We start from the raw sequence: 23895 nt of genomic DNA, 5'->3' as shown, positions 1-23895 counted from the left end.
GGTGAGCACTAGGTCCGCCACCGCCCACCTGCTGCGCGCCAGCCCGCTGCTAATGCTGACCCCGGCCAGCTTCGGCCTGGCGGTGGTGTGCATCGTCCCCGGGCTGTACACGCTGGCGCTGGCCTTCACGCATTCCAGCCTGGGCCAGCCACTGGCCGCCTGGAGCGGGCTGGGCAACTTCAACTCTCTGTTCCAGAACCCGGAGTTTGCCCAGACCCTGCTGCGCACCGTGCTGTACGCCCTGCCCGCCAGCTTCATCCAGCTCAGCCTGGGCTTGCTGATCGCCCTGCTGCTGCAGGCACTGCGCCAGGGCCAGTTCGTGCGCAGCTTGGTGCTGCTGCCATTGATGACGCCGCCGGTACTGGTGGGCGTGGCCTGGAAGCTGCTGCTGGCGCCTGCGGGCGGCTTGGTCAACGGCACGCTGCTACGCCTGGGTTGGATCGCCGAGCCGGTGTCGCTACTGGGCTCGGACAGCTGGGCCCTGCCCGCGCTGGCGCTGGCCGACACCTGGCAGTGGCTGCCGTTTGTGGTCATCCTGTGCTTTGCCGCGCTGCAGACCCTGCCGGCCGATGTGTTTGAGGCCGCCGCACTGGACGGCGCGGGCACGCGCGGCATCTTCTTGAAAATCACTCTGCCGCTGCTGGCACCCGCGCTGCTGGGCATCTTCCTGCTGCGGGTGGTGATGTCGCTCAAGACCTTTGACCTGGTCTACATCCTCACCGCGGGCGGTCCGGGCCGTGCCACCGCCCTGGCCAGTTACGAGGTGTGGAAGACCGGGCTGCAAAACTTCGACATAGGCGCAGCCGCCGCGCAAACCCTGCTGTTCTCGTTCGCCGTGGCCGCCGTGACCTGGCCCATTCTGAAAGCCCTGCAATGGGTGGAACGCCGCACCGGCTGACACCGCACCTGGAGCCCCCATGTCCTACCTGCCCAACACGCCCACCGCCACGCTGCCACTGTGGCAGCTACTGCCCAGCCTGAAGAAGCTGCGCCTGCCCTGGCCACGCCAGCGCATCTGGCTGCGCGCCGCGCTGCTGGCGGTGCTGGCCTTCTTCATTCTGCCGCTGGCCTTCCTGGTGGCCACCTCGTTCAAGACGCGGGACGAGGTGCTGTCCGGCCAGTTCCTGCCCGTGCACCCCACGCTGGCCAACTGGCCCAAGGTGTTCGAGATTGCGCCGCTACACTGGCACCTGCTGAACTCTCTGGCAGTAGCGGTGCTCAGCGTGCTGGTCACGCTGGCCCTGGCCGTGCCGGCGGTGTACGCGGTGGTCAAGCTGCGGCGCGGCCCGCTGCTGGCCGGTGCGCTGCTGTCGAGCTATGTGGCGCCGCCGGTGGTGGCGCTGCTGCCACTGTTCTTTTTGCTGCGCCAGCTGGGGCTGAACAACAGCATCGTCGGCCTGGGCCTGGTGGACGGGCTGATGAACGTGCCGGTGGCCTTCTGGCTGCTGCGCAGCTTCTTCAAGCAGATACCACTGGCGCTGGACGAGGCTGCCTGGCTGGACGGCGTGGGCTACTGGCGCACGCTGTGGCGCATCAACCTGCCGCTGATCTGGCCCGGCCTGGTGTCCACCGGGTTGATCTGCCTGATCCTGTCGTACAACGAATTCCTGCTGGCCTCGGTGCTGAACAGCCGACCCGATATGCGCACCATCACCGTCGCCATCTCGCTGTTCCAGGGCGAGCGCATTGTCAACTTCGGCCAGATGGCCGCCGCATCCCTGGTCGGCATTGCGCCGGTCTACCTGCTGGCGCTGGCTTTCCAGAAATACCTGATCGGCGGCCTCAGCGCTGGCGCCAGCCGTTAGAAATCCTATGGCAAACATCCACATCACCGGCCTGCACAAGGCCTATGGCGACACCGCCGTGCTGCACGACATCCAGCTGCAAATCCCCGAAGGCGAATTCGTCGTACTGGTCGGCCCTTCTGGCTGCGGCAAATCCACCCTGCTGCGCGCCATCGCCGGGCTGGAGACCACCGACCGGGGCAGCATCGCCTTCAACGGCACGCCGGTAGACCACCTGCCACCACAGCAACGCCGCGTGGCCATGGTGTTCCAAAGCTATGCGCTCTACCCGCATATGACGGTACGCAACAACATGGCCTTTGGCCTGCGCGAACAGCGCGCGCCCGAGGCGCTGATTCAGGAGCGCATCGCCAAAGCATCTACCGCCCTGCACCTGGACGACTACCTGGAGCGCTATCCGCGCCAGCTCTCCGGCGGCCAGCGCCAACGCGCGGCCATGGGCCGGGCCATGGTGCGCGAGCCGGTGGCCTTTTTGTTCGACGAACCCCTGTCCAACCTGGACGCCCAGCTGCGCGTGCAAATGCGCGCCGAGATCCGCGCCCTGCAGCGCCAGCTCGGCACCACCACCGTCTACGTCACCCACGACCAGGAAGAAGCCATGACCATGGCCGATCGCATCGTGGTGCTGCGCGCCGGCCGCATCGAGCAGGTGGGCAGCCCGCTGGCGCTGTACGACGAGCCGGCGAATGAATTCGTGGCCCGCTTCATAGGTTCGCCGCCGATGAATATGCTGGACGCCCGCTGGTCCAGCCACTGCCTGGCCCTGGGCCGTGGCCTGCTGCTGCCCGCGCCGCCCGGCCACACCGGCCTCGAAGGCGCCGCCGTGCGCCTAGGCGTGCGGCCCGAACATCTGCTGCTGTGGACTGGCGACACCCCGCTGCCGGCCGACGCACCCCGGCTACGCCTGCGCGTGCACAGCCTAGACCACCTGGGCGCCGCCACCGAGCTATATGGCAGCGTGGTCGGCGCGGACGACCCAACGCCCTGGCTGGCCCGCTTAACCGGCCGCTACTTCGCCCAAGCGGGGGACGAAGTCACCCTGACCTGGGACCTGGAACGCAGCCGCCTGTTCGACCCGCGCAGCGGCCTGCGCTGGCCCGCGCTGGATGCGCCCAGCCGCTACCGGGATACGGCGGCGTTGCAGATATCTGCATAAAAATGGCTGTAACGCAGGTCGCACCTTCGCAAACAGCTATTAAAAACATAGTAATTCGCCCTTTGAAGATGGCAAAAATCGCCGCGTGTGTGAAAGCGGCGCTTGGCATATAGCCCGTGCCTGCTTGCCGGGGCGGTAGTACTACGTAGGCACAAGCGATAGTATGCAATCCGCACATCTCTTACATAATTTGTACACAATCCGGCGCAAAAGTGCGCTAGGTAGTAAGCAGATTGGCGGACACATGAAGCAGACCAAAAGTACCAAGTGGCGTATGGCAGCCATCATCATCGCGTGCATCGCGGCCTATGCGGCACAGGATGATGACGCCAGCATCGCCAAAGGAAACACCCTGACTGCACAGTACACAGCGGCAAACCCGCGCTAGCAAGTGCCCGGGATGTTACGGGCTTCCGAGTCTGCCCAGGAGCGCGAATGCGCACTGATCCGCAACGCAAAGCGGCACGCGCAGGTCTGATTTTTGGTTTGCGTCACCTGTCCGGCCCACGGGCACGATGCTGGCTTTGCGTGTACAGCCGTGCTGCAAATAGCCACATAAGAAAAAGCCTCTAGCGCAGGCAGCATCTGCACAAGCAGCTATAGAAAATATAGTATCCCACTGAGCGGCTGCGTATGCCGCAGGCTGGCAGAATCGGCACATACGAATACCGATACAAGCTGCCCACCCATGGCCCGCGAGAACTTCAACGATCTGCATGCCTTCGTACTGGTTGCGCGCGAAGGCAGCTTTACCCGGGCTGCCGCTCAGCTACGGGTGTCACAGTCGGCGCTGAGCCACACGATTCGCGGCCTCGAAACCCGGCTGGGCATACGCCTGCTGACCCGCACCACGCGCAGCGTGTCGCCCACCGAAGCCGGGCAGCGCCTGCTGCGCACCCTCAGCTCCCGCTTTGAAGAGATCGAGGCCGAACTGGCCGCGCTGAGCGAGCTGCGCGACAAGCCCGCCGGCACGGTGCGCATCACCGCCGCCCACCATGCCGCCCGCACCGTGTTGTGGCCCAAGCTGGCCAAGCTGCTGCCGCACTACCCGGACATCAAGGTCGAGATCGTCACCGAATCGCGCTTCGTGGACCTCGCGGCCGAGCGTTTTGACATGGGTGTGCGCTTGGGTGACCAGGTAGAAAAAGACATGGTGGCGGTGCGCATCTCGTCCGATCTGCGCATGGCCATCGTCGCCACGCCGGCCTATTTTGCAGCGCGCAGCCTGCCACAAACGCCGCACGACCTGGCCGGGCACAACTGCATCAATCTGCGGCTGGCCACGCTGGGTGGCATCTATGCCTGGGAGTTCGAGAAAGACGGCCAACCGCTCAAAGTGCACGTAGAAGGCCAACTGGTGTTCAGCGACAGCGTGCCCATGCTGCAGGCGGCCTTGGAAGGATTCGGCGTGGCCTGTGTGCCCGAGGACATGGTCGATGCGCACATCGCCCAGGACCGCCTGGTGCGCGTGCTGCAGGAGTGGTGCCCCTACTTTCAGGGCTACCACCTGTACTTCCCCCGACGTCGCCAGTCGCTGCCGGCGCTGGCCCTGGTGGTGGACGCTCTGCGCCACCGGCCCGCAACTGAGGACCTGTTGACAGTCTAAGAAACTGCTGGCGGGTATCAGCCGCGAAAGGCCGCTTCGATCTTCGCGATGTCGATCTTTCTCATCTTCATCATCGCATCAAAAGCCCGCTTGGCCGCGGCACGGTCAGGGTGGGTGAACGCGGCAGTCAGGGCGCGTGGCGTGATCTGCCACGACAGGCCCCACTTATCCTTGCACCAGCCACAGGCGCTTTCCTGGCCGCCGTTGCCCACCACCGCATCCCACAAACGGTCGGTTTCGGCCTGGTCATCGGTCGCAACCTGGAACGAAAAGGCTTCAGACTGCTGGATCCCCGGCCCGCCGTTCAGGCCAACACATGGAATGCCGATCACGGTGAACTCGACCGTCAGCACATCGCCCTGCTTACCAGCAGGATAGTCACCGGGCGCGCGATGGACGGCACCCACCGCGCTGTCCGGAAAGGTCTTGGCGTAAAACTGCGCGGCGTCCAGGGCTGTGCCGTTGTACCAGAGACAGATCGTGTTTTTAGGGACCATGCTCGCTCTCCAATCGGTTGCAGGCCTTGCATCCTATCGCGCAAGCTACGGAACACGAACCCACCGACAAGACCCTGCTCATATCAGCAGTACCGCCCTGAAACAACCGTAACAGCGATAGCCGTCATAGGGTCCGGCAAGCCACCGACCCGCGGCGCCGCTGCGGCAGCACGATCAGCCAGAGCACTGCAGCCAAGGCCAGCACCAGCATCACCGAGCCCGCAGCAAACGCTGCAGCAATCCGGTGGGCCTGCAGCGCCCGCGCATCCAGCGTGCCCTGGTCCACCGCCGCAAACACCACCACCAGAATCGCCAACCCCAGCGAACCGCCCAACTGGTGGGCCGCATTCACCAGGCCGGACGCGGCACCCGCATCCTCCCGGCGCACACCGGCGATGCCCGCTACCGTCAGCGGGCTCAGCGTGCAGCCCTGGCCCAGGCCCAGCAGCACCATGGGCAAGGCGATACCGGTCAGGTATAGCGAATTCACCGACACCCAGCTGAGCCAGACCATGCCCAGCACGGTGGTAGCCAGGCCCGCTGCCAGCACACGGCCATTGCCAAAGCGCTGGGTCAGCCGGGGAACGGCCATGGCCGCGGCGAAGTTAGAAATGGTGGTGGGCAAGTACGCCAGGCCCGCCTCGAACGGGCTGAAGCCCAGCACACCCTGCAGAAACTGCGTGGTGAAAAACCAGAAGCCCACCATCGCCCCCAGGAACAGCACCCGCGCCACATACGCCCCGGCCCGCTCGCGGTGGGCAAACAGGCGTAGCGGCATGATGGGCTGCTGCACCCGCGCCTCGTGCCACACCAGCAGGGCCAGCAGCAGCAGGCCCGCAGCCAAGGCAGCCACAGTCAACCCATCGCCCCAGCCCGTGCTGGCGGAACGCACCAGGCCGTAGACCAGCGCGCCCATGCCCAGCGTGGAGGCCACGGCACCCAGCACATCAAACTGGCCCGATGCATGGCGCTCCGTTTCCTGGATGTAGCGCCGCGCACCCCATATCACCGCCAGGCCTATGGGCAGGTTGATGAAGAAGCCCACGCGCCAGGACAGCCAGTCGGCAATCACGCCGCCCAGCACCAGGCCTATGCTGGCACCCACACCGGCGGTGGCACCGTACAGGCTCAGGGCCCGGGTGCGCTCCGGGCCCTCGGCAAAGTTGGTGGACAGCAAGGCCAATGTCGAAGGCGCCAAGATCGCCGAGCCTATGCCCTGCACCGCGCGGGCGCCCAGCAGCCATTCGGGAGACTGCGCCAGGCCTATCGCCAGCGAGGCAAAAGTAAACAGCGACATACCCCACAGAAACATGCGGCGCCGGCCCAGAATGTCGCCGGCCCGCGCGCCCAGCAGCAGCAGGCCGCCAAAGGCCAGGGTGTAGGCGTTCTGCACCCAACTGAGTTCGGTGGCGCTGAACTGCAGGCTTTGCTGGATCTTGGGCAGCGCAGTGATGACGATAGACACGTCCAGCAAGGTCATCAAATAGCTGACCAGCACGATCGCCATCACGGCCGTGCGGTGTGTGGCGGCGCCCGCCGTGCCTGCATGTTTCATATGTTGTCCGCCATGTACTGCGCTTCGCTGACCTGCTCCATCCAGGCGGCCGTGCTGCCGTCCAGCTCCTCCTGGATGGCGGTGTGCGTCATGGCCACATGGGCCTGGGCGCCGTGCCAGTGCTCTTCACCGGCGGCAATCCACACCACGTCGCCGGGGTGAATCTCTTCGCGCGGGCCGCCACGGCGTTGCACCCAGCCGGCACCGGCGGTGACGATCAGCGTCTGGCCCAGTGGATGCTGGTGCCAGGCGGTGCGGGCACCGGGCTCGAAGGTGACGCTGGCGCCCAGCGCACGTGCCGGCGGGTGGGCGGGAAACAGATAGTCCACCTGCACCGTGCCGGTGAAATAGTCGGTGGGGCCTTTGGCGGAAGCTTGTGCGCCGCTGCGTTGGATGTCCATGGTGAGGTTCCTAAGTTTCGTGGGTGCAGTGGGGTGCACTGCGACGAAAAGAACTTTATCCATGGAGGCCGCCCTTGATAAGACGGTTAAATTGGCATGAACCTATGAGATTGGCTCACGAATCCATCACTGCTAAAAATTCAGCAAAAAACAGGCTCTAGCGCAGAATCTACCTGCGCAAGCAGCTATGAAAAGTGTAGTAGCGCTGTACAGAGGGCTTATGCCGGGCTCCAGTCCAGCCACTGCAGCAGCGCCTGGCACACGGCATCGGCCTGCTCCATAGTGCTCATATGGCCGGACTGCTCAACCACGTGCAACTGCACCGGCGCCGCCCGCAGCAGCGCCTGCATCTGCGCGTGCCGGGCCACGGGGCTCCAGGTATCTTCGCGGCCGCACAGCAGCAGCGTGGGGCAGCGGATCCGGCCCAGCAGCGCGGTGGCGTCCGGGCGGTGCAGCAGTGCCTGGATTTGCGCGGCAAACACCTCGGGCGTGCTGCGTTCAATCATGTCCAGAATCTGCTCAAACAGCGGGCTGTCCAGCCGCGACGGGTGCACCATGCCGCGCGCCCAGTCGCGGCCCATGGCACGCATGCCGTCCTGGCGCGCGGTCTGCAGCAGCGCCATGCGGCCGGCGCGCTCCTTGTCGCCAGCCGCGCCGGCTGCCAGGGCTTCAAAACCTGTATCCAGCAAAGCCAAGCGCTCAATGCGATCCGACTGCTGGCGCAGCACCTCCAAGGCCACGCGCCCGCCCATGGAATGGCCGGCCAGCGCCAGCGGCCCCGGGGGCGCGGTCTGCAGCACATGCTGGGCCATGGATTCGATGCTGTCCAACATGCCGTAGCTGGCCACCATGCAGGGACTGCGCTGTTGCAGCGCGGGCAACATGTCTTGCCAAACGCTGGCATCGCACAACAGGCCGGGAAGCAGAACGAGTGTCATGCGCAGATAGTAGCCTGACTACACTGCGGAGCATGCCTCTCCCCCCAAAGCACAGCGCGCAAAATCATCTGACCAGCTACTACTGGAGCGGCGACGCCCTGCGCAGCCGCAGCGTGGGTGCGCATGTGCTGGCCGGCACGGTGGACCTGCCGGTGCTGCCCCTAAGGCTACTGGCGGACTGCGAGCGGGAAATCCTGCACCAGGGCCTGGAGGCTGGCGACGTGGAGCCCCTGCCCTGGGCGCGTGCACGGGCGCGCTGGCCGGGCTACCCGGCCTGGGTGCAAGCCATGTCCGATTGGCTCCGCAGCTTTGGGCTGCACAACGCACTGGCCGGTAGCGACGTCGCCCTCATGGCCTGCCTGGGCGCTCGCTACCACCATGATGCAGCCCATTACGGCAGCGCCGCTTTCTGCAACCTGTTTCTGAGCGAAGACAAAGGGCTGGACGTGCACTTTCCGCACACCGGCCAACGCATCCCGCTGCGCCGGGGCACGGCCTTGGTGTTCGACACCGGCCAGCCGCATGCCGTGATTCCACGACACCGCAATGCCTTCCAGGCGGCCGACTTTGGACCTGGGCAGGACTGCAGCCAGCTGTTCCTGACCTGGGAACTCCCCATCGAAGATGCGCATGTCGCGCAGGCACTGCAATTGAACTTTGACGTAGACACCACTAGCGCCCAAAGACTGGATGCCGAGCAAATCTGGTGGCGAGGCGCACCGGCCCAGGTTTGCCCAGACACCGGCCAGTGGCGCGCGGCCAGCCCCGATGGCTCGCCGACAATCGCCCCTCCACACAGCACTCAGCGCCCCCAGCTTCCATGACGAACCTTCCCACTCAAACCCCGCGCCGAGTCGACGTGGTGGTCTACGCCGGCTTCAAGGCGATAGAGGCAATTGGTGCCATGAGCGTATTCGAATACGCCAACCTGCATCTGCTGCAAGAAGGCCGGCCAGCGGGCTATGCACTGAACATCGTGTCCGTCGCCGCCGGCCCAGTGGCCTCGGACACCCATATGCTGCTGCAGGCCGCCAGCGCGGTAGACGCCAACGACCTGCCACACACCGCCATCATCGTGGGCGCACGGCAGATTGAAAAAGCAATGGCGGCGCACAGCAGCATCGTGGACTGGGCGGCGGCGGTAGCGCCGCGCATCGAGCGCCTGGTGGCCCTGTGCTCGGGCTGCTTCTTCCTGGCGGCAGCCGGTGTGCTGGACGGCCTGCCCGCCACCACGCACTGGAGCGTGGCGACACTGCTGCAAGAAAAGTTTCCGGCGGTGCAGGTACAGGCCGACGCAATCTACCTGCGCTCGGGCCGCTTGTGGACATCGGCCGGGGTCACAGCCGGCATCGACCTGGCCCTGGCCCTGGTGGAAGAAGACTACGGCCGCAGCCTGGCGCTGCAGGTAGCGCGCGATCTGGTGGTGTACCTAAAGCGGCCCGGTGGGCAGTCGCAGTTCAGCGTGCACCTGAACAGCCAAAGCACCAGCCACCCCGGCATCCGCGAGGTGCAGGACTGGGTGCTGTCGAATCTATCGTTGCCACTTGACGTGGCCATGCTGGCCGACCGCGCCGCGATGAGCGAGCGCAACTTCCGCCGCGTGTTTGCCAAAGAGGTGGGCAGCAGCCCGCTGCAGTTCATCGAGTCGGCCCGGTTGGAAGCCGGCCGACGCCTGCTGGAAGAAGGCGAGCTGCCCCTGAAATCGATTGCCGGGCGCATAGGTTTTGCGTCCGAGCAGTCGCTGCGCAAGCTGTTCATCAAGCGCCTCGGCGTGGGGCCGCAGGCATACCGCGAACGCTTTGGCGGGGCGCGGCCTTGAAGTTTTTTAAGCCGCTTTGCGCAACTTGAAAACCTGCGTAGCCAACACGTCCATCAGCGTGGGCGACAGGCAGTCGTAGGTCTCCAGCCCGGCGTCATGCAGCTCTTTGCGGATGCCGGCCATCTGCTCGGGCGGTGTGCCGGTTTCGATGATGGACGAGACAAAAGCCGCGAACTCCGGCCCGGCCCAACCGGCATCTTTCGACAGCTCGGTGTGGATGAAGGCCAGCCCATAGAACGCATGGTCCTTGTTCTCGACGGGGCCAAACATGTGCACGCCACAGGCCTTGCAGGCATGGCGCTGGATGGTGGCGCTGGGGTCGACGATGTGCAGCTTTTCAGGGTGTGCGGTGACATGCACCTTGTCGCGCGACACCACGCCGACGATGGAGAACAGCGCGTTGGCCGGCTTCCAGCATTTGCTGCAGCCGCAAGCATGGTTGTGCGCCACCTGCGCATCGACCTTCACCACCACAGGATCGCTGCTGCAGTGGCAGGTCAACGTGCCGCCGCTGAAACCCGGTGCGCCCGGTTTCTTGCTTTGGCCCAAAGCGGGATGCAATACGGATGTGCTCATGTTTGTCTCCTAAAAGTCGCGCGGAACGGCCGCGCACCGAAAACAACACGTTTGCAGGTGGTCAGTCAGTGCCTACAACCGTTCGGGCTGGGCTTGTCGAAGCCTCTATCCGCACCAGGCACTTCGACAGGCTCAGTGCGAACGGGGTGGAGCGTGTATAGGCCCCATGCGCACCGGCTGGAAACGTCAGTACAGCACCACGCCACGAATGGATTCGCCACGCTTCATCAAATCAAAGCCCTTGTTGATGTCCTCCAGCGGCATGGTGTGGGTGATCAGCGGGTCGATGCTGATCTTGCCTTCCATGTACCAGTCGACGATCTTGGGCACGTCGGTGCGGCCACGCGCGCCGCCAAAGGCCGAGCCTTCCCATTTGCGGCCGGTGACCAGTTGGAATGGGCGGGTGCTGATCTCGGCACCGGCCTCGGCCACGCCGATGATGATGCTGCGGCCCCAGCCCTTGTGGGTGCATTCCAGCGCCTGGCGCATGACCTGGGTGTTGCCTATGCATTCGAAGCTGTAGTCGGCACCGCCGTCGGTGAGTTGCACGATGGCGTCTACGACGTTCGGTACCTCTTTGGGGTTGATGAAGTGGGTCATGCCGAACTGGCGGGCCATGGCCTGGCGCTCGGGGTTGATGTCCACGCCGATGATCTTGTCGGCACCGACCATCTTGGCGCCCTGGATCACGTTCAGGCCGATACCGCCCAGGCCGAAGACCACCACATTGGCGCCGGCTTCGACCTTGGCGGTGAACAGCACGGCACCGATGCCGGTGGTGACGCCGCAGCCGATGTAGCAGACCTTGTCAAACGGGGCGTCCTTGCGGATCTTGGCCAAGCTGATCTCGGGGGCCACGGTGTAGTTGCTGAAGGTGCTGGTGCCCATGTAGTGGAAGATGGGTTGGCCGTCCAGGCTGAAGCGGCTGGTGGCGTCGGGCATCAGGCCTTTGCCCTGGGTGCCACGGATGAGCTGGCACAGATTGGTCTTGCGGCTGAGGCAGAACTTGCACTGGCGGCATTCGGGGGTGTAGAGGGGAATGACGTGGTCGCCCTTTTGCAGCGTGGTGACACCGGGGCCGACATCGACCACGATGCCGGCGCCTTCGTGGCCCAGGATGGCGGGGAAGATGCCTTCGGGGTCGGCGCCGCTGAGGGTGTAGTAGTCGGTGTGGCAAATGCCGGTGGCTTTGATCTCGACCAGCACTTCGCCGAACTTGGGGCCTTGCAGGTCCACGGTTTCTATGGTCAGGGGGGCGCCTGCTTTCCAGGCGACTGCGGCTTTGGTTTTCATGGTGTGTGTCTCTCTTGCGGTCTACGCGCGGGGATGAAATATGGACGCGAATGTAATGCTGCGCCGGCCCGCGCCGCGCTGCAATCGGGCCCATCCAGCATGAATGGCCGTGTTGGGGCGCATCTTGGCCGGATTGCACCCCTGCGCGCCATTCGCTATATAAAACATAGCTACTCGCGCAGGTAATTCGTGCGCCAGAGCCCTAAAACACTTGAATTTTCAAAACGCAAACCCCACAGCCGCCCCTGCTGCCAGCGCAGCACCTGGCCCGCAGCCTGCTGCAAAACCAGCAGCAGCAGTGCGCCACAAAACCGCTAAGCCCTTGATTTTGTTCATAAAAATATTGGCACAGTCCTGGCATATATGGAATATGCGATCAAACCGCTGCAGCTTCAATGCAGTGGACATATCAACATTCCAGGAGAATCGCCATGAACCCCCACCCCACGCCGGCCACCGCTGCTTGGAGCCCCTACGACCACCCCACCCTGGCCGACAAGTTCCGCCCCATCTTCCAGCGCATAGCAGACACCGTGCTGGAACGCGAGCGCACGCGCACCCTGCCGCATGAGCCCATCACCTGGCTGAAGCAGGCCGGCTTTGGCGCGGTGCGGGTGCCGGTGGAGCATGGCGGCGGCGGCGCGTCGATTCCGCAGTTGTTCCAGCTGTTGATCGAACTGTCGGAGGCCGACTCCAACGTCACCCAGGCGCTACGCGGACATTTCGCGTTTGTCGAAGACCGGCTCAACGCGCCTGCCAGCCCCCAGCGTGATGTGTGGCTTAAGCGCTTTGTGGCGGGCGAGCTGGTGGGCAACGCCTGGTCGGAAGTGGGCAGCGTGGCGATTGGTGACGTGATCACCAAGGTGTCGCAGAAGGACGGCGAATGGGTGGCCAATGGCCGCAAGTTCTACAGCACCGGCAGCATCTTTGCCGACTGGATCGACCTGTACGCGCGCCGTGCCGACAACAACGCGGACATCATCGCGGCGGTCAGCACCCACCAGCCGGGCGTGCAGCAGAAAGACGACTGGGACGGCTTTGGCCAGCGCACCACCGGCAGCGGCACATCGGTGTACACCGACGCCAAGATTGCCGAAGAAAACATCTTCCCCTTCGAGACCCGCTTCAGGTACCAGACCGCCTACTACCAGCTGTTCCACCTGGCCACGCTGGCCGGCATTGGCCGCGCCATCGAGCGCGACGTGGCCCAGCAAGTGCGGGATCGCCAGCGCGTCTACAGCAACGGCAACGCATCGCATGTCAGCCAGGACGCGCAAATCCAGCAGGTGGTGGGCCAGATATCGGCCCTGGTCTATGCCGCCGAGGCCACGGCCCTGCGTGCCACCCTGCCCGCCCAGCGCGCGTTCGAAGCGCGGCTGCAGGGCGACAACGCCGAGGCCGAACGCCAGGCCAATATTGACGCCGAGATCGAATCCGCCCAGGGCCAGATCGTTGTGTCCGAGCTGGTGCTGCGCGCGGGCACCGACCTGTTCAACGCGCTGGGCGCATCCGCCGCCAGCACCAGCAAGTCGCTGGACCGCCACTGGCGCAACGCCCGCACCGTGGCATCGCACAACCCCATCGTCTACAAGTCGCGCATCGTGGGCGACTGGCGCATCAACGGCACCGAGCCGCCCTACGTCTGGCAAATCGGCAACGGCACAGGCCGCAAGGTTTGAGTCAAACATCTTCCAAGGAATCACCATGAGCACTGCCACCCTGGACCGCCCCCGCGTCAACTCCACCGCACCGTTCACCGCCCGCCCCCGCCCCAGTCAACCGGCCCACGTGATCCGCGACGATGCCGAAGCCATCACCGTGGCGCACCGCCTGGCGGCCGAGTTCCGCACCGAATCCGCACTGCGCGACCGCGAAGGCCTGCTACCACTTTCAGAGCTGGACGCGTACTCGCAAAGCGGGCTGTGGGGCATTAACGTGCCCAAAGCCTATGGCGGCGCAGGCGTCTCCTACGCTACGCTGGCGCAGGTGATACGCATCCTGGCCGAGGGTGACTCCAGCCTGGCCCAGATCACGCAGAACCACCTGGCCCTGGTCGCCCACATCGGGCTGGATGGCACACCGGCCCAGCAGGCCGAGCTGTTCGGCCTGGTACTACAGGGCATACGTTTCGGCAATGCGTTCTCAGAAAAAAACAGCAAGAACGTGGCCGCGTTCGAGACCACCTTCAAGATCGAGGGCGACACCGCTGTGGTGAACGGCCAGAAGTTCTACACCACCGGCGCGCTGCTGGCACACATCGTGCCCATCGTCACGGTGGACCCGCTGGAGGGCAAGGGCTACCTGGCCTTTGCCGACCGCAATGCCGACGGGCTGACGGTGCTGAACGACTGGTCCAGCTTCGGCCAGCGCACCACGGCCTCCGGTTCGATCCAGATCGTCGATGTGCGCGTGCCGCTGAGCCGGCTGGTGCCCGTGGCCGCATTCGACCGCCCCACGGCAGCGGGCGCCATCTCGCAAATCATCCAGGCCGCGATCGACGGCGGCATTGCCGCTGGCGCGATTGCCGAGACCATCGCCTTCGTGAAGAACCGCAGCCGCCCGTGGATTGACAGCGGCAAGGAAACCGCTGCCGAAGACCCTTTCACCATCAGCGCCATCGGCGACCTGACGCTGCGCCTGCACGCCGCCGAGGCCCTGCTGGAACGCGCAGGCCGTGCCATCGACCTGGCCCTGGCCGAGCCCAACGAGGCCACGGTCAACGCCGCCACCCTAGCCACTGCCGAAGCCAAGGTGCTGACCACCGAAGCCGCGATTGCCGCCACCAACAAGCTGTTCGAGCTGGCCGGCACCCGTTCCACCCTGGCCGAGCACAACCTCGACCGCCACTGGCGCAACGCCCGCGTGCACACCCTGCACGACCCGGTGCGCTGGAAGTACTTCCACCTGGGCAACTACCACCTGAACGGTGTGCACGCCCCGCGCCACGCGTGGAGCTAGGCAATGGTCCGACACATCCGCTTCAACGCGTTCGAAATGAACTGCGTGGCCCACCAGTCCCCCGGGCTGTGGGCCCACCCGCGCGACAGGTCCTGGGAATACAAGGACCTGCGCTACTGGACCGACCTGGCCAAGACGCTGGAGAAGGGCTTCTTCGACGGCATCTTCATCGCCGACGTGATCGGCTACTACGACGTCTACAAGGGCAGCAACTACCACGCGCTGCAACAGGGCGCGCAGATCCCGGTAAACGACCCGCTGCAGCTGGCCGCGCCCATCGCCATGGTGACCGAGCACCTGGGCATAGGCATCACCGCGTCCACATCCTTTGAGCACCCCTACACCTTTGCGCGGCGCCTCTCCACCGCCGACCACCACACCCAGGGCCGGCTGGGCTGGAACATCGTCACCTCCTACCTGGAGAGCGGCGCCAAGAACATCAGCCAGGGCGGCCTGCGCCGCCACGACAACCGCTACGAGGTGGCCAACGAATACGTGGAGGTGCTGTACAAGCTGCTGGAAGGCAGCTGGGAGGCCGACGCCGTGGTGCGTGACCGCGCCAAGGGCATCTTCGCCCACCCGGAAAAAATCCACGAAATCGCCCACAAGGGCAAGTACTTCGACGTGCCCGGCTACCACCTGAGCGAGCCCTCGCCCCAGCGCACACCGGTGCTGTACCAGGCCGGTGCCTCCGGCCCCGGCAAGAGCTTTGCGGCCCAGCATGCCGAATGCGTATTCGTCGCCGCACCCACGCAGAACGTGCTGAAGAACTATGTGCGCGATGTACGCGCGCAAGCGGCACTGGCCGGGCGCGACCCGCGCAAGCTGCTGGTCTACAACCTGGTGACGGTCATCGTGGACGAGACCGATGCCAAGGCCCAGGCCAAGTTCGAGGAATACCAGCGCTACGCCTCCTACGACGGCGCGCTGGTCTTCATGTCTGGCTGGACCGGCATCGACTTCGGCCAGTACGCGCCCACCGAGCTGGTGCGCAAGGTGGACACCAACGCCATCCTGTCCGCCGTGGAAGTGCTGGCCGGCGGCGACCGGTCCTGGACCATCGAGGAATTGGCAAAGTGGGGCGGCGTGGGCGGCCTGGGCCCGGTCTTCGTAGGCTCGGCTGCCACCGTGGCCGACATCCTGCAACAGTGGGTGGAGGCCACCGATATCGACGGCTTCAACCTGGCCTACGCCATCGCCCACGAAACCTTTGAAGATGTCGTCACCCACCTGGTGCCCGAACTGCAGCGCCGCGGCGTCTACCCCACGGCCTACAAACCCGGCACGCTGCGCGAAAAGCTGTTTGGCGACGGCCCCCTGCTGCCCGCCACGCACCCGGCGCAGCAGTACCGCGATATTGAAAAGGTGAAGAGAGAGGGTGGGCAAAGAAGCGCGCCAGCGGCGGCGGAGACAGAGCGGGAGGCTGCTCTGTCTTAAACCGTCATATTGGCGTTTGCTTCATTTTTGATAGCTGCCAGCGCAGGGCTCTTCTGCGCTGGTGGCTATTTTTTCTTGTGAATCGGAATACGTGAACAACCGTCGGTGCCGCGAGTCGCATTCTGCGAGGTCGCGCTTACCAGGCCTCTGCGGCTGGCGTTCCCTGGTGGTAGCGCAGCTGCCACTGGCCATCTACCTGCATCCAGATAGATGAACGCAGCGTGTGATTCTCCAGACCACCGTGTTGTTGGCGGTGCGCCGAGCGGTAAGTGAGCAATGCCACCCCGGCTGCAGGTTCGTACACCGAGAAGTCACTTGAGACCACAGGCGGAGAAGTCTGCTGCGCGCCCAGGAAACGAAGGACGGTTGCGCGATCGTATTCGCGCCCTGAGCGGCCTACTTCGGAGAAGTCTTTGTGTAGCAACTCCTCTAGGCGACCGACTTCACAAGGAACACCCGCATGGTGTAGCTCGACCTCTAGGGCTTGAATGGTGGAAAGAAGGGAATTCATGGCGATTGCATTTCACTTATATCGTTGACGCTTTGTATACCTGGGCAAGTGCCCAGGTATCTAAAGGCTCTACCAAACCCCGTAGGGCTTGGATGGCAATGTTAGCCGTCGATTCAGCAGCCGGTCTCCCCCCCGCGATAAGTCAGGCCAGTGGTTCGGCAAAGACCATCCCACACCGTACCGGCCCGCAATGCTTCTTGCTGCCGGGGCAGCAACACCACCCACATCTGCTGCCCCACCAGCATCCAAAAACAGCATATGCATGCGCGCAAACCGACTATGCCGCAGGCACTGCTGCTCCAGCAGCAACACATCCGCAGCATGTTGGAAACCCAGCACTCACACGCCCCATAAAAACACACTAAACCTTTGATTTACATCAATATTTTCTCTGGCACGCCATTCGCATAAAGCCACTGTGCTGCAAATAGGTTGCGGCTTCCAAACAGAGGTCCTATCAACATGGTGAAGAAACTCAAAGTCGTGGCTGTATCCGGTGGTTTGCAGCGCCCCTCCCGCACGCTGGTGCTGGTTCAAGAACTGTTGGCCGCGCTGGGCGATGCTCTGCCTATCGACGTGCATCTGATCGAGCTGGGCAACATCGGCCCGCAGTTTGCCGGCACGCTGTACCGCAGCCAGCTGCCCGCCGCCGTGGAGGCCGAGGTGGCCGCCATTGAATCGGCCGACCTGCTGATCGTGGCAAGCCCCGTGTACCGTGGCTCGTACACCGGCCTGTTCAAGCACCTGTTCGACTTCGTGCACCACGAGGCGCTGACCGATGTGCCAGTGCTGCTGGCCGCCACAGGTGGTAGCGACCGCCATGCGCTGGTGATCGACCACCAACTGCGCCCGCTGTTCAGCTTCTTCCAGTCGCGCACGCTGCCCATCGGCGTATATGCGACGGAGAAGGACTTCGAAGGCTACGAGATCAGCAGCCCCGCACTGCGCGAGCGCATTGCACTGGCGATTGCCCGCGCCGTTCCCCAGCTGTCGCATCGCGCGGCACCGGCCACGGCTGCAGAAGCCGTCGCCGCCTGATCCACATCTACCGCACAGGAGTCTTCCCATGAGCAACGCATCCAGCACCACACCTGCAGAAGTCAAATTCGCCTACTGGGTCCCCAACGTCAGCGGCGGCCTGGTGGTCAGCACCATCAAGCAGCGCACAGACTGGAGCCTGGAATACAACCAGAAGCTGGCGCTCACGGCCGAGAAAGCCGGTTTTGAGTACGCGCTGAGCCAGATCCGCTTTACCGCCGGCTACGGTGCCGAGTACCAGCACGAGTCCGTGTCCTTCAGCCAGGCGCTGTTGCATGCCACGACCAAGCTGAAAGTGATAGCCGCCATCCTGCCCGGCCCCTGGAACCCGGCCGTAGTGGCCAAGCAGATCGCCACCATCGACCACATCTCCAGCGGGCGCATTGCCGTCAACATGGTGAGCGGCTGGTTCAAGGGCGAGTTCCAGGCGATTGGCGAACCATGGCTGGAGCACGACGAGCGCTACCGCCGCACCAACGAATTCATCCGCGCGCTCAAGGGCATCTGGACGCAGGACAACTTCAGCTTCAAGGGCGACTTCTACCGTTTCACCGACTACACGCTGAGCCCCAAGCCCGTGCAAAAGCCGCACCCGGAAATCTTCCAGGGCGGCAGCTCGCGCGCGGCACGCGACAACGCGGCCAGCGTGTCCGACTGGTACTTCACCAACGGCAACACGCCCGACAAGCTGAAGGAGCAGATCGACGACATCCAGACCAAGGCGGCCCAGAACGGCCACAAAGTGCGCATCGGCGTGAACGCCTTCGTCATCGCCCGCGACACCGAGGAAGAAGCCAAGGCCGTGCTGGCCGACATCATCAAACATGCCCATGTGGAAGCCGTGCACGCCTTTGGCGACGCGGTGAAGCAGGCCGGCAAGGCGTCGCCCGAAGGTGAAGGCAACTGGGCCAAGTCCACGTTTGAAGACCTGGTGCAGTACAACGACGGCTTCCGCACCAACCTGATAGGCACACCGCAGCAGATCGCCGAGCGCATCGTGGCGCTGAAGGCGATTGGCGTGGACCTGGTGCTGACCGGCTTTTTGCACTTCATCGAAGAGGTGGAGTACTTCGGCCAGAAGGTGCTGCCCCTGGTGCGCGCCCTTGAAGCAGCCCAGGCAGAAAAGCAGGCCGAGCCTGCGCTGGAAGCCGTGGCCTAAGGACTGCACAACATGACCAGCGCCAGCCTAGGAGCCCGTCGGGCTTGGAACGTCGAAAGCGAAAATCGGCCCCAGCGAGGACAGTTTTTGCCGGATTTGCAGGCCCATAGCGCCGCTATGGGGCAAAAAAACGGTGAAAAATGGACCGCTGCGGTCGATTTGCAGCCGACGCTTTCCAAGTCCGACGGACTCCTCAGCCTGGACCGGCTCACGCCGGTCTCGCCGCCACCCACCACCACGCTCAGGCAAAGCACCGAGCAGCCCCGCCCGGCACGGCCGGCCCACACCGCGCCCGCCGCTGCCACGGCAACGACGCCCGTGCTGCGTCTGGAAGACATCCATTTGTCCTTTGGCGGCGTGACCGCCTTGGCGGGCGTGGAGCTGTCGATTGCGGCTGGCGAAATCCGCGCCGTGATCGGGCCGAATGGCGCGGGTAAAAGCTCGCTGGTGAATGTGATCAGCGGTCTGTACCGTCCCGACCGGGGACGCGTATGGATAGGCGGCAAAGACTTTGCCCAGGTGCCCACGCCACGGCTGGCGCGGCTGGGCGTAGCGCGTACCTTCCAGAACCTGGCGCTGTTCAAGGGGCTGACGGTGCGCGACAACATCGTGATGGGCCGGGTGGATACCGTGCGCTCCACATTCATCGAGCAATGGATAGGCCTGGGCCGTGCACGACGCGAGCGCGACGACGCGCAGGCCCGCACCGACGAGATCATAGGCTTCCTGGGCCTGCACAGCGTGCGCGAGCGCCTGGCCGGCACCCTGCCCTACGGCCTGCAAAAACGGGTGGAGCTGGCACGCGCCCTAGTGGCACGCCCCCAACTGCTGTTGCTGGACGAACCCATGGCTGGCATGACCGTGACCGAGAAGAGCGAGATGGCGCATTTCGTGCGCGTCGCGCGCGACCAGTTCGGCACCACCATCCTGTTGATCGAGCATGACATTGGCGTGGTGCTGGCCCTGTCGAACCGCGTGGCGGTACTGGACTACGGCCGCAAGATCGCCGACGGCACACCCGCCCAGGTGCGCGACGACCCGGCCGTCATTGACGCCTATCTGGGCGTAGCCCATGCAGAAGAAAGCCTGTGATGGACGGATTTGATTTCGCCTTTTTTGCCGAAGTGCTGGTCGGCGGCCTGCTTTCCGGTGTGATGTATTCGCTAGTAGCCATCGGCTTTGTGTTGATCTACAAAACCTCGGGTGCGCTGAATTTTGCGCAAGGTGCGCAACTGCTGTTTGCGGCGCTGACCTTTGTGAGCCTGGTGGAGCGGGGCATCAGCTTTCCGCTGGCGCTGCTGGCCACTTTTGCACTGATGGTGCTGCTGGGCCTGGCGGTGGAGCGCGTCGTACTGCGCCCGCTGGTGAACCAGCCGCCCATCACCCTATTCATGGCCACGCTGGGTCTGTCGTATGTGATCGAAGGTGTGGCCCAAATGCTGTGGGGCACACAGGTGCATGCGCTGGACCTGGGCATTGCCGACGAGCCGATAGAGGTCTGGGGCATTCTCATCTCCACCTTCGACCTGTTTGCCGCTGCCATTGCCGGCACCATGGTGGCGCTGCTGTCGGCCTTCTTCCGCTACACCCATGTGGGCCTGGCCTTTCGCGCCGTGGCCGACGATACCTATGCGGCTATCGCCGTAGGCCTGCGCCTGCCGCGCATCTGGGCCACGGTGTGGGCCACCGCCGGCACCATCGCCCTGGTGGCGGGCCTGCTGTGGGGCGCCCGGCTGGGTGTGCAGTTTTCGCTGTCGCTGGTGGTGCTGAAGGCGCTGCCGGTACTGATGCTGGGTGGCTTTGATTCCATCCTGGGCGCCATCGTCGGCGGCCTGCTGATCGGTGCGCTGGAGAAGCTGGCCGAGGTGTATCTGGGTCCCTTCGTCGGTGGCGGCATTGAAAGCTGGTTTGCCTATGTGGCAGCACTGGCCTTTTTGCTGGTGCGGCCTGCCGGCCTGTTTGGCCAGAAGCTGGTGGAGCGCGCATGAGCACCGCAACATTCCCCGCTAAGGTGTGGGTCGCACCATTGGCCTTGCTATTGGTCGCCTATGGCGTGGTCCCCGCGCTGGGCAGCGCCTATTTGTTCGACGCCATCCTGATCCCGTTCCTGGCGCTGTCCCTGGCGGCCGTGGGGCTGAACCTGTTGACGGGCTACGCCGGCCAGTTGTCACTGGGTTCTGCCGCCTTCATGGCCGTAGGTGCGTTCGCGGCATACAACTTCAACCTGCGCCTGCCCGGCCTGCCGCTGTTGGCCAGCATTGCACTGGCGGGCCTGTCGGCCACCGCCATCGGCCTGGTGTTTGGCCTGCCCAGCCTGCGTTTGCGCGGCTTCTACCTGGCCGTGTCCACGCTGGCAGCGCAGTTTTTTGTGCAGTGGGCTTTGACCAAGTTCAGCTGGTTCACCAATGACAACGCATCCGGCGTGATCGACGCACCGCCGCTGCAGGTGCTGGGCTTCAGCTTTGACACGCCCGTAGGCCGCTACCTGTTTGCGCTGACCCTGGTGGCGGTGTTGACTGCGCTGGTCTGGCGCCTGGTGGGTACGCAGACCGGGCATAACTTCATCGCCATCCGCGACAACGAGCTGGCCGCCCGCGTGATCGGTGTGCCGGTGCTGCGTACCAAGCTGCTGGCGTTTGCGATTTCGTCCTTCATCGTTGGCGTGGCGGGTGTGCTGTGGGCCTTTGTGTACCTGCGCACGGTGGAGCCCGCGGGCTTCAACCTGGACCGCTCGTTCCAGCTTCTGTTCATCGTCATCATCGGTGGCCTGGCCACCATACGCGGGGCTTTTCTGGGTGCCGCGCTGATCGTGGTGTTCCCGCTGCTGCTGTCACGCGTGGGCGCCCTGCTATTTGGCGGCTGGTTCGACTCCGGCGTACTCGACATGACCCAGCGCATCGTGCTGGGCGCACTGATCATCTTTTTCCTCATCGTGGAACCACAAGGCCTGGCCGCCCTCGGGAGTCGCCTACGGAAAAAGCTGTCTCCGGCTGTCTGAAAACAGCATTTCAATTCAAAAATACACGGGAGTTTTCATCCATGTCTTTCATCAAAAACCTGCGTACTGCGGCCATCGCCGCTACGCTGGCCATCAGCGGCCTGCAAGCGGCCCAGGCCGACGAACAATTCTTTCCGCTGCAAAGCTACCGCGTAGGCCCGTATGCTGCCGGCGGCACCGGCTTCTTCGGCGGCTTCATTGACTATCTGAACCTGGTCAACACCCGCGATGGCGGGGTGGGTGGCGTCAAGCTCACCTGGGAAGAAGGCGAAACCCAGTACGAGGTCGAACGCGGCGTGGAGGTGTACGAGCGCCTGAAAACCAAACCCGGCATCGCCGCCTGGAACCCGCTGTCGGTCGGCATTGCCTACGCGCTGATCGACCGCGTGACGGCCGACAAGGTACCCCTGCTGACCATCAACCACGGCCGCACCGACACCACCGACGGCCGGGTCTTCAAGTACATCTTCCCGCTGCTGCTGAACCCCTACAGCGAAACCTCAGGGATAGTGAACTACATCGCCGGCAAGGTGGGTGGTGAAGACAAGCTCAAGGGTAAGAAGATCGTAGTGCTGTACCACGGCTCGCCCTACGGCAAAGAGACCATCCCAATTTATGAGCTGCTGGCCAAGAAATACGGCTTCACGGTGCAGCAAATCGAAGTGCCACACCCTGGCAATGAACAGCAGTCACAGTGGCTGACCATCCGCCGCGCCAAGCCCGATTACGTGGTGCTGCGTGGCTGGGGCGTGATGAACCCGGTGGCGCTGAAGACCGCGCAGAAGACCGGCTTCCCGGCCGACCACATCATCGGCAATGTGTGGTCCAACTCCGAAGAAGACGTGATCCCCGCTGGCGACGCCGCCAAGGGCTATGTGGCCATCACCAGCGTGGCCGCCGGCACGCAGTTTCCCGTGGTGCAGGACATCGTGAAGACGGTGTACGACGCCGGCAAGGGCAATCTGGAAGACAAGAAGCGCATCGGTACGCGCTACCACAACCTGGGCATTTTGAACGGCATCCTGAACGTGGAAGCCATCCGCATCGCCCAGGCCAAGTTCGGCAAACGCACGCTGACCGGTGACGAAATCCGCTGGGGCCTGGAAAACCTGAAGATCGACGAAGCCCGCGCCGCCGCACTGGGTGCCAAGGGCTTGTTCCATTCGATCAACGTGACCTGGGACAACCACGAAGGCGATGGCCGCGTGGCCTTCCAGCAATGGGATGGCAGCAAATGGAATGTGGTGTCCGACTGGATCGCCCCCGACTGGAAACTGCTGCGCCCCATCATTGAAAAGTCGTCCCTGGCCTACGCCAAGGAGAAGAACATCAAGGTACGCACCAGCATCAACGACTGAGCCTGACGACACACATATGCTGCAGCTCCAAGCCGTAGAGGCGATCTACCAAAACGCCATCGTCGCTCTGCGCGGCGTCAGCCTCGATGTACGGGCGGGCGAAATCCACGCCCTGCTGGGCGCCAACGGCGCGGGCAAGTCCACCACCCTGAAGGCAGTGTCCAACCTGCTGCCGGCCGAGCGTGGCAAGGTGACGGCGGGCAGCATTGTGTTTGACGGGCACGACGTATCCCGCACCAGCCCTGCCGCCCTGGTGCGGCAGGGTTTGGTACCGGTACTGGAAGGCCGCCACTGCTTCCGCAGCCTAACGGTAGAAGAAAACCTGCTGACCGGTGGCCTGGGCCGCAGCGCCAGCCGGGCCGAGTTGGCCCAGGATCTGGAGCGCGTCTACGCCATCTTTCCGCACCTGCGGGACAAGCGCCGCGCACTGGCAGGGCTGACCTCCGGCGGGGAACAGCAGATGACAGCCATTGGTCGCGCGCTGATGTCACGCTCCCGCCTGCTGGTGCTGGACGAACCCTCCATGGGCCTGGCGCCGCTGGTGGTGCAAGACATCTTCCGGCAACTGAAACGGCTGAACCAGGACGAGGGCTTGACCATTCTGGTTGCCGAGCAGAACTCCACTGTCGCCCTGCAATATGCAGACCGGGCCACGGTACTGGACACAGGGGTAGCCGTACTGACGGGCACCACCGCAGAACTACGGCAGCGCTCCGATATCCAGTCGTTCTACTTTGGTGAGGCCATAGCGGAGGAATTGGCAGGCTAATACCGCCCATTTCTTCCTCAA

Annotated in this window: 25 protein-coding genes; 17 read left to right on the top strand and 8 right to left on the bottom strand. The window is 64.2% G+C overall.

Annotation, left to right across the window (positions count from 1 at the left end; genetic code table 11):
- Position 1: 1 nt before the first annotated feature.
- The 5 genes from AC07R0_RS21305 to AC07R0_RS21285 all read left to right on the top strand — a co-directional run bounded on the left by AC07R0_RS21305 (position 2) and on the right by AC07R0_RS21285 (position 4567).
- Positions 2-898, top strand: a complete 897-nt coding sequence (locus tag AC07R0_RS21305) for a carbohydrate ABC transporter permease (RefSeq protein ID WP_495106355.1) — start codon at positions 2-4, stop codon at positions 896-898.
- 19 nt (positions 899-917) lie between these two features.
- Complete coding sequence (locus tag AC07R0_RS21300) at positions 918-1805, top strand: carbohydrate ABC transporter permease (protein WP_495106354.1); 888 nt, start codon at positions 918-920, stop codon at positions 1803-1805.
- 7 nt (positions 1806-1812) lie between these two features.
- Positions 1813-2961: an ABC transporter ATP-binding protein gene (locus tag AC07R0_RS21295; protein ID WP_495106353.1), complete on the top strand. Its 1149-nt coding sequence runs from the start codon at positions 1813-1815 to the stop codon at positions 2959-2961.
- Positions 2962-3205: 244 nt separating this feature from the next.
- On the top strand, positions 3206-3349 hold the full coding sequence (locus AC07R0_RS21290) for a hypothetical protein (protein WP_495106352.1): 144 nt from the start codon (positions 3206-3208) through the stop codon (positions 3347-3349).
- Positions 3350-3649: 300 nt separating this feature from the next.
- Positions 3650-4567 (top strand): LysR family transcriptional regulator, encoded by a 918-nt coding sequence (locus AC07R0_RS21285; protein ID WP_495106351.1) that lies wholly within the window; start codon positions 3650-3652, stop codon positions 4565-4567.
- Between the two features lie 17 nt (positions 4568-4584).
- On the opposite strand, the gene AC07R0_RS21280 is transcribed toward AC07R0_RS21285, so the two are convergent.
- From AC07R0_RS21280 to AC07R0_RS21265, 4 genes are all read right to left on the bottom strand, one after another.
- The gene (locus tag AC07R0_RS21280) at positions 4585-5064 is read right to left on the bottom strand and encodes a VOC family protein (protein ID WP_495106350.1); all 480 of its coding nucleotides are present in this window, start codon (positions 5062-5064) and stop codon (positions 4585-4587) included.
- 124 nt (positions 5065-5188) lie between these two features.
- Positions 5189-6619: an MFS transporter gene (locus AC07R0_RS21275; protein ID WP_495106349.1), complete on the bottom strand. Its 1431-nt coding sequence runs from the start codon at positions 6617-6619 to the stop codon at positions 5189-5191.
- Positions 6616-7020, bottom strand: a complete 405-nt coding sequence (locus tag AC07R0_RS21270) for a (R)-mandelonitrile lyase (protein ID WP_495106348.1) — start codon at positions 7018-7020, stop codon at positions 6616-6618. Before AC07R0_RS21270 ends, AC07R0_RS21275 begins: the two co-directional genes overlap by 4 nt.
- A gap of 218 nt (positions 7021-7238) precedes the next feature.
- Entirely contained in the window at positions 7239-7958 is a 720-nt protein-coding gene (locus AC07R0_RS21265) for an alpha/beta fold hydrolase (RefSeq protein ID WP_495106347.1), read from the bottom strand.
- A 32-nt stretch (positions 7959-7990) separates the two neighbouring features.
- Between AC07R0_RS21265 and AC07R0_RS21260 the strand changes: the two genes are divergently transcribed.
- Both AC07R0_RS21260 and AC07R0_RS21255 read left to right on the top strand, forming a co-directional pair.
- A complete protein-coding gene (locus AC07R0_RS21260) occupies positions 7991-8782 on the top strand; it encodes a hypothetical protein (RefSeq protein WP_495097745.1) in 792 nt (263 codons plus the stop codon).
- Positions 8779-9777: a GlxA family transcriptional regulator gene (locus AC07R0_RS21255; protein ID WP_495097746.1), complete on the top strand. Its 999-nt coding sequence runs from the start codon at positions 8779-8781 to the stop codon at positions 9775-9777. The genes AC07R0_RS21260 and AC07R0_RS21255 overlap by 4 nt, the downstream gene beginning before the upstream one ends.
- A gap of 6 nt (positions 9778-9783) precedes the next feature.
- On the opposite strand, the gene gfa is transcribed toward AC07R0_RS21255, so the two are convergent.
- The 3 genes from gfa to AC07R0_RS21240 all read right to left on the bottom strand — a co-directional run bounded on the left by gfa (position 9784) and on the right by AC07R0_RS21240 (position 12054).
- Positions 9784-10353, bottom strand: coding sequence for an S-(hydroxymethyl)glutathione synthase (gene gfa, locus AC07R0_RS21250; RefSeq protein WP_495106346.1), 570 nt, complete (start codon positions 10351-10353; stop codon positions 9784-9786).
- A gap of 186 nt (positions 10354-10539) precedes the next feature.
- Complete coding sequence (locus AC07R0_RS21245; RefSeq protein WP_495076624.1) at positions 10540-11646, bottom strand: S-(hydroxymethyl)glutathione dehydrogenase/class III alcohol dehydrogenase; 1107 nt, start codon at positions 11644-11646, stop codon at positions 10540-10542.
- A gap of 219 nt (positions 11647-11865) precedes the next feature.
- Positions 11866-12054 (bottom strand): hypothetical protein, encoded by a 189-nt coding sequence (locus AC07R0_RS21240; protein WP_495106345.1) that lies wholly within the window; start codon positions 12052-12054, stop codon positions 11866-11868.
- 23 nt (positions 12055-12077) lie between these two features.
- Between AC07R0_RS21240 and AC07R0_RS21235 the strand changes: the two genes are divergently transcribed.
- The 3 genes from AC07R0_RS21235 to AC07R0_RS21225 are packed head-to-tail and all read left to right on the top strand — an operon-like array spanning position 12078 to position 16041.
- Positions 12078-13325, top strand: a complete 1248-nt coding sequence (locus AC07R0_RS21235) for an acyl-CoA dehydrogenase family protein (RefSeq protein ID WP_495106344.1) — start codon at positions 12078-12080, stop codon at positions 13323-13325.
- 25 nt (positions 13326-13350) lie between these two features.
- Positions 13351-14604 carry an SfnB family sulfur acquisition oxidoreductase gene (locus AC07R0_RS21230; RefSeq protein ID WP_495106343.1) on the top strand — a complete coding sequence of 418 codons (1254 nt, stop codon included), beginning with the start codon at positions 13351-13353 and terminating at the stop codon, positions 14602-14604.
- A 3-nt stretch (positions 14605-14607) separates the two neighbouring features.
- Positions 14608-16041 carry an LLM class flavin-dependent oxidoreductase gene (locus tag AC07R0_RS21225; RefSeq protein ID WP_495106342.1) on the top strand — a complete coding sequence of 478 codons (1434 nt, stop codon included), beginning with the start codon at positions 14608-14610 and terminating at the stop codon, positions 16039-16041.
- A gap of 136 nt (positions 16042-16177) precedes the next feature.
- Here AC07R0_RS21225 and AC07R0_RS21220 read toward each other — a convergent pair whose 3' ends face one another.
- The gene (locus AC07R0_RS21220; RefSeq protein WP_495106341.1) at positions 16178-16552 is read right to left on the bottom strand and encodes a nuclear transport factor 2 family protein; all 375 of its coding nucleotides are present in this window, start codon (positions 16550-16552) and stop codon (positions 16178-16180) included.
- 462 nt (positions 16553-17014) lie between these two features.
- Here AC07R0_RS21220 and msuE point away from each other — a divergent pair, with 462 nt between their 5' ends.
- The 7 genes from msuE (at position 17015) to AC07R0_RS21185 (ending at position 23874) form a co-directional block, all read left to right on the top strand.
- Positions 17015-17590 (top strand): FMN reductase, encoded by a 576-nt coding sequence (msuE, locus tag AC07R0_RS21215; RefSeq protein WP_495106340.1) that lies wholly within the window; start codon positions 17015-17017, stop codon positions 17588-17590.
- A gap of 28 nt (positions 17591-17618) precedes the next feature.
- Positions 17619-18749: a dimethylsulfone monooxygenase SfnG gene (sfnG, locus tag AC07R0_RS21210; RefSeq protein ID WP_495106339.1), complete on the top strand. Its 1131-nt coding sequence runs from the start codon at positions 17619-17621 to the stop codon at positions 18747-18749.
- A 117-nt stretch (positions 18750-18866) separates the two neighbouring features.
- A complete protein-coding gene (locus AC07R0_RS21205; protein WP_495106338.1) occupies positions 18867-19841 on the top strand; it encodes an ABC transporter ATP-binding protein in 975 nt (324 codons plus the stop codon).
- A complete protein-coding gene (locus tag AC07R0_RS21200; protein WP_490590732.1) occupies positions 19841-20737 on the top strand; it encodes a branched-chain amino acid ABC transporter permease in 897 nt (298 codons plus the stop codon). The genes AC07R0_RS21205 and AC07R0_RS21200 overlap by 1 nt, the downstream gene beginning before the upstream one ends.
- Positions 20734-21747: a branched-chain amino acid ABC transporter permease gene (locus AC07R0_RS21195; protein ID WP_495106337.1), complete on the top strand. Its 1014-nt coding sequence runs from the start codon at positions 20734-20736 to the stop codon at positions 21745-21747. Before AC07R0_RS21200 ends, AC07R0_RS21195 begins: the two co-directional genes overlap by 4 nt.
- A 41-nt stretch (positions 21748-21788) precedes the next feature.
- Positions 21789-23105 carry an ABC transporter substrate-binding protein gene (locus AC07R0_RS21190; RefSeq protein ID WP_116607054.1) on the top strand — a complete coding sequence of 439 codons (1317 nt, stop codon included), beginning with the start codon at positions 21789-21791 and terminating at the stop codon, positions 23103-23105.
- A gap of 16 nt (positions 23106-23121) precedes the next feature.
- A complete protein-coding gene (locus AC07R0_RS21185) occupies positions 23122-23874 on the top strand; it encodes an ABC transporter ATP-binding protein (protein ID WP_495106336.1) in 753 nt (250 codons plus the stop codon).
- Positions 23875-23895 lie beyond the last annotated feature (21 nt).

This window comes from Rhodoferax sp. GW821-FHT07F03 (genome assembly GCF_059418745.1).
This window is presented reverse-complemented; position numbering and strand designations above follow the sequence as displayed.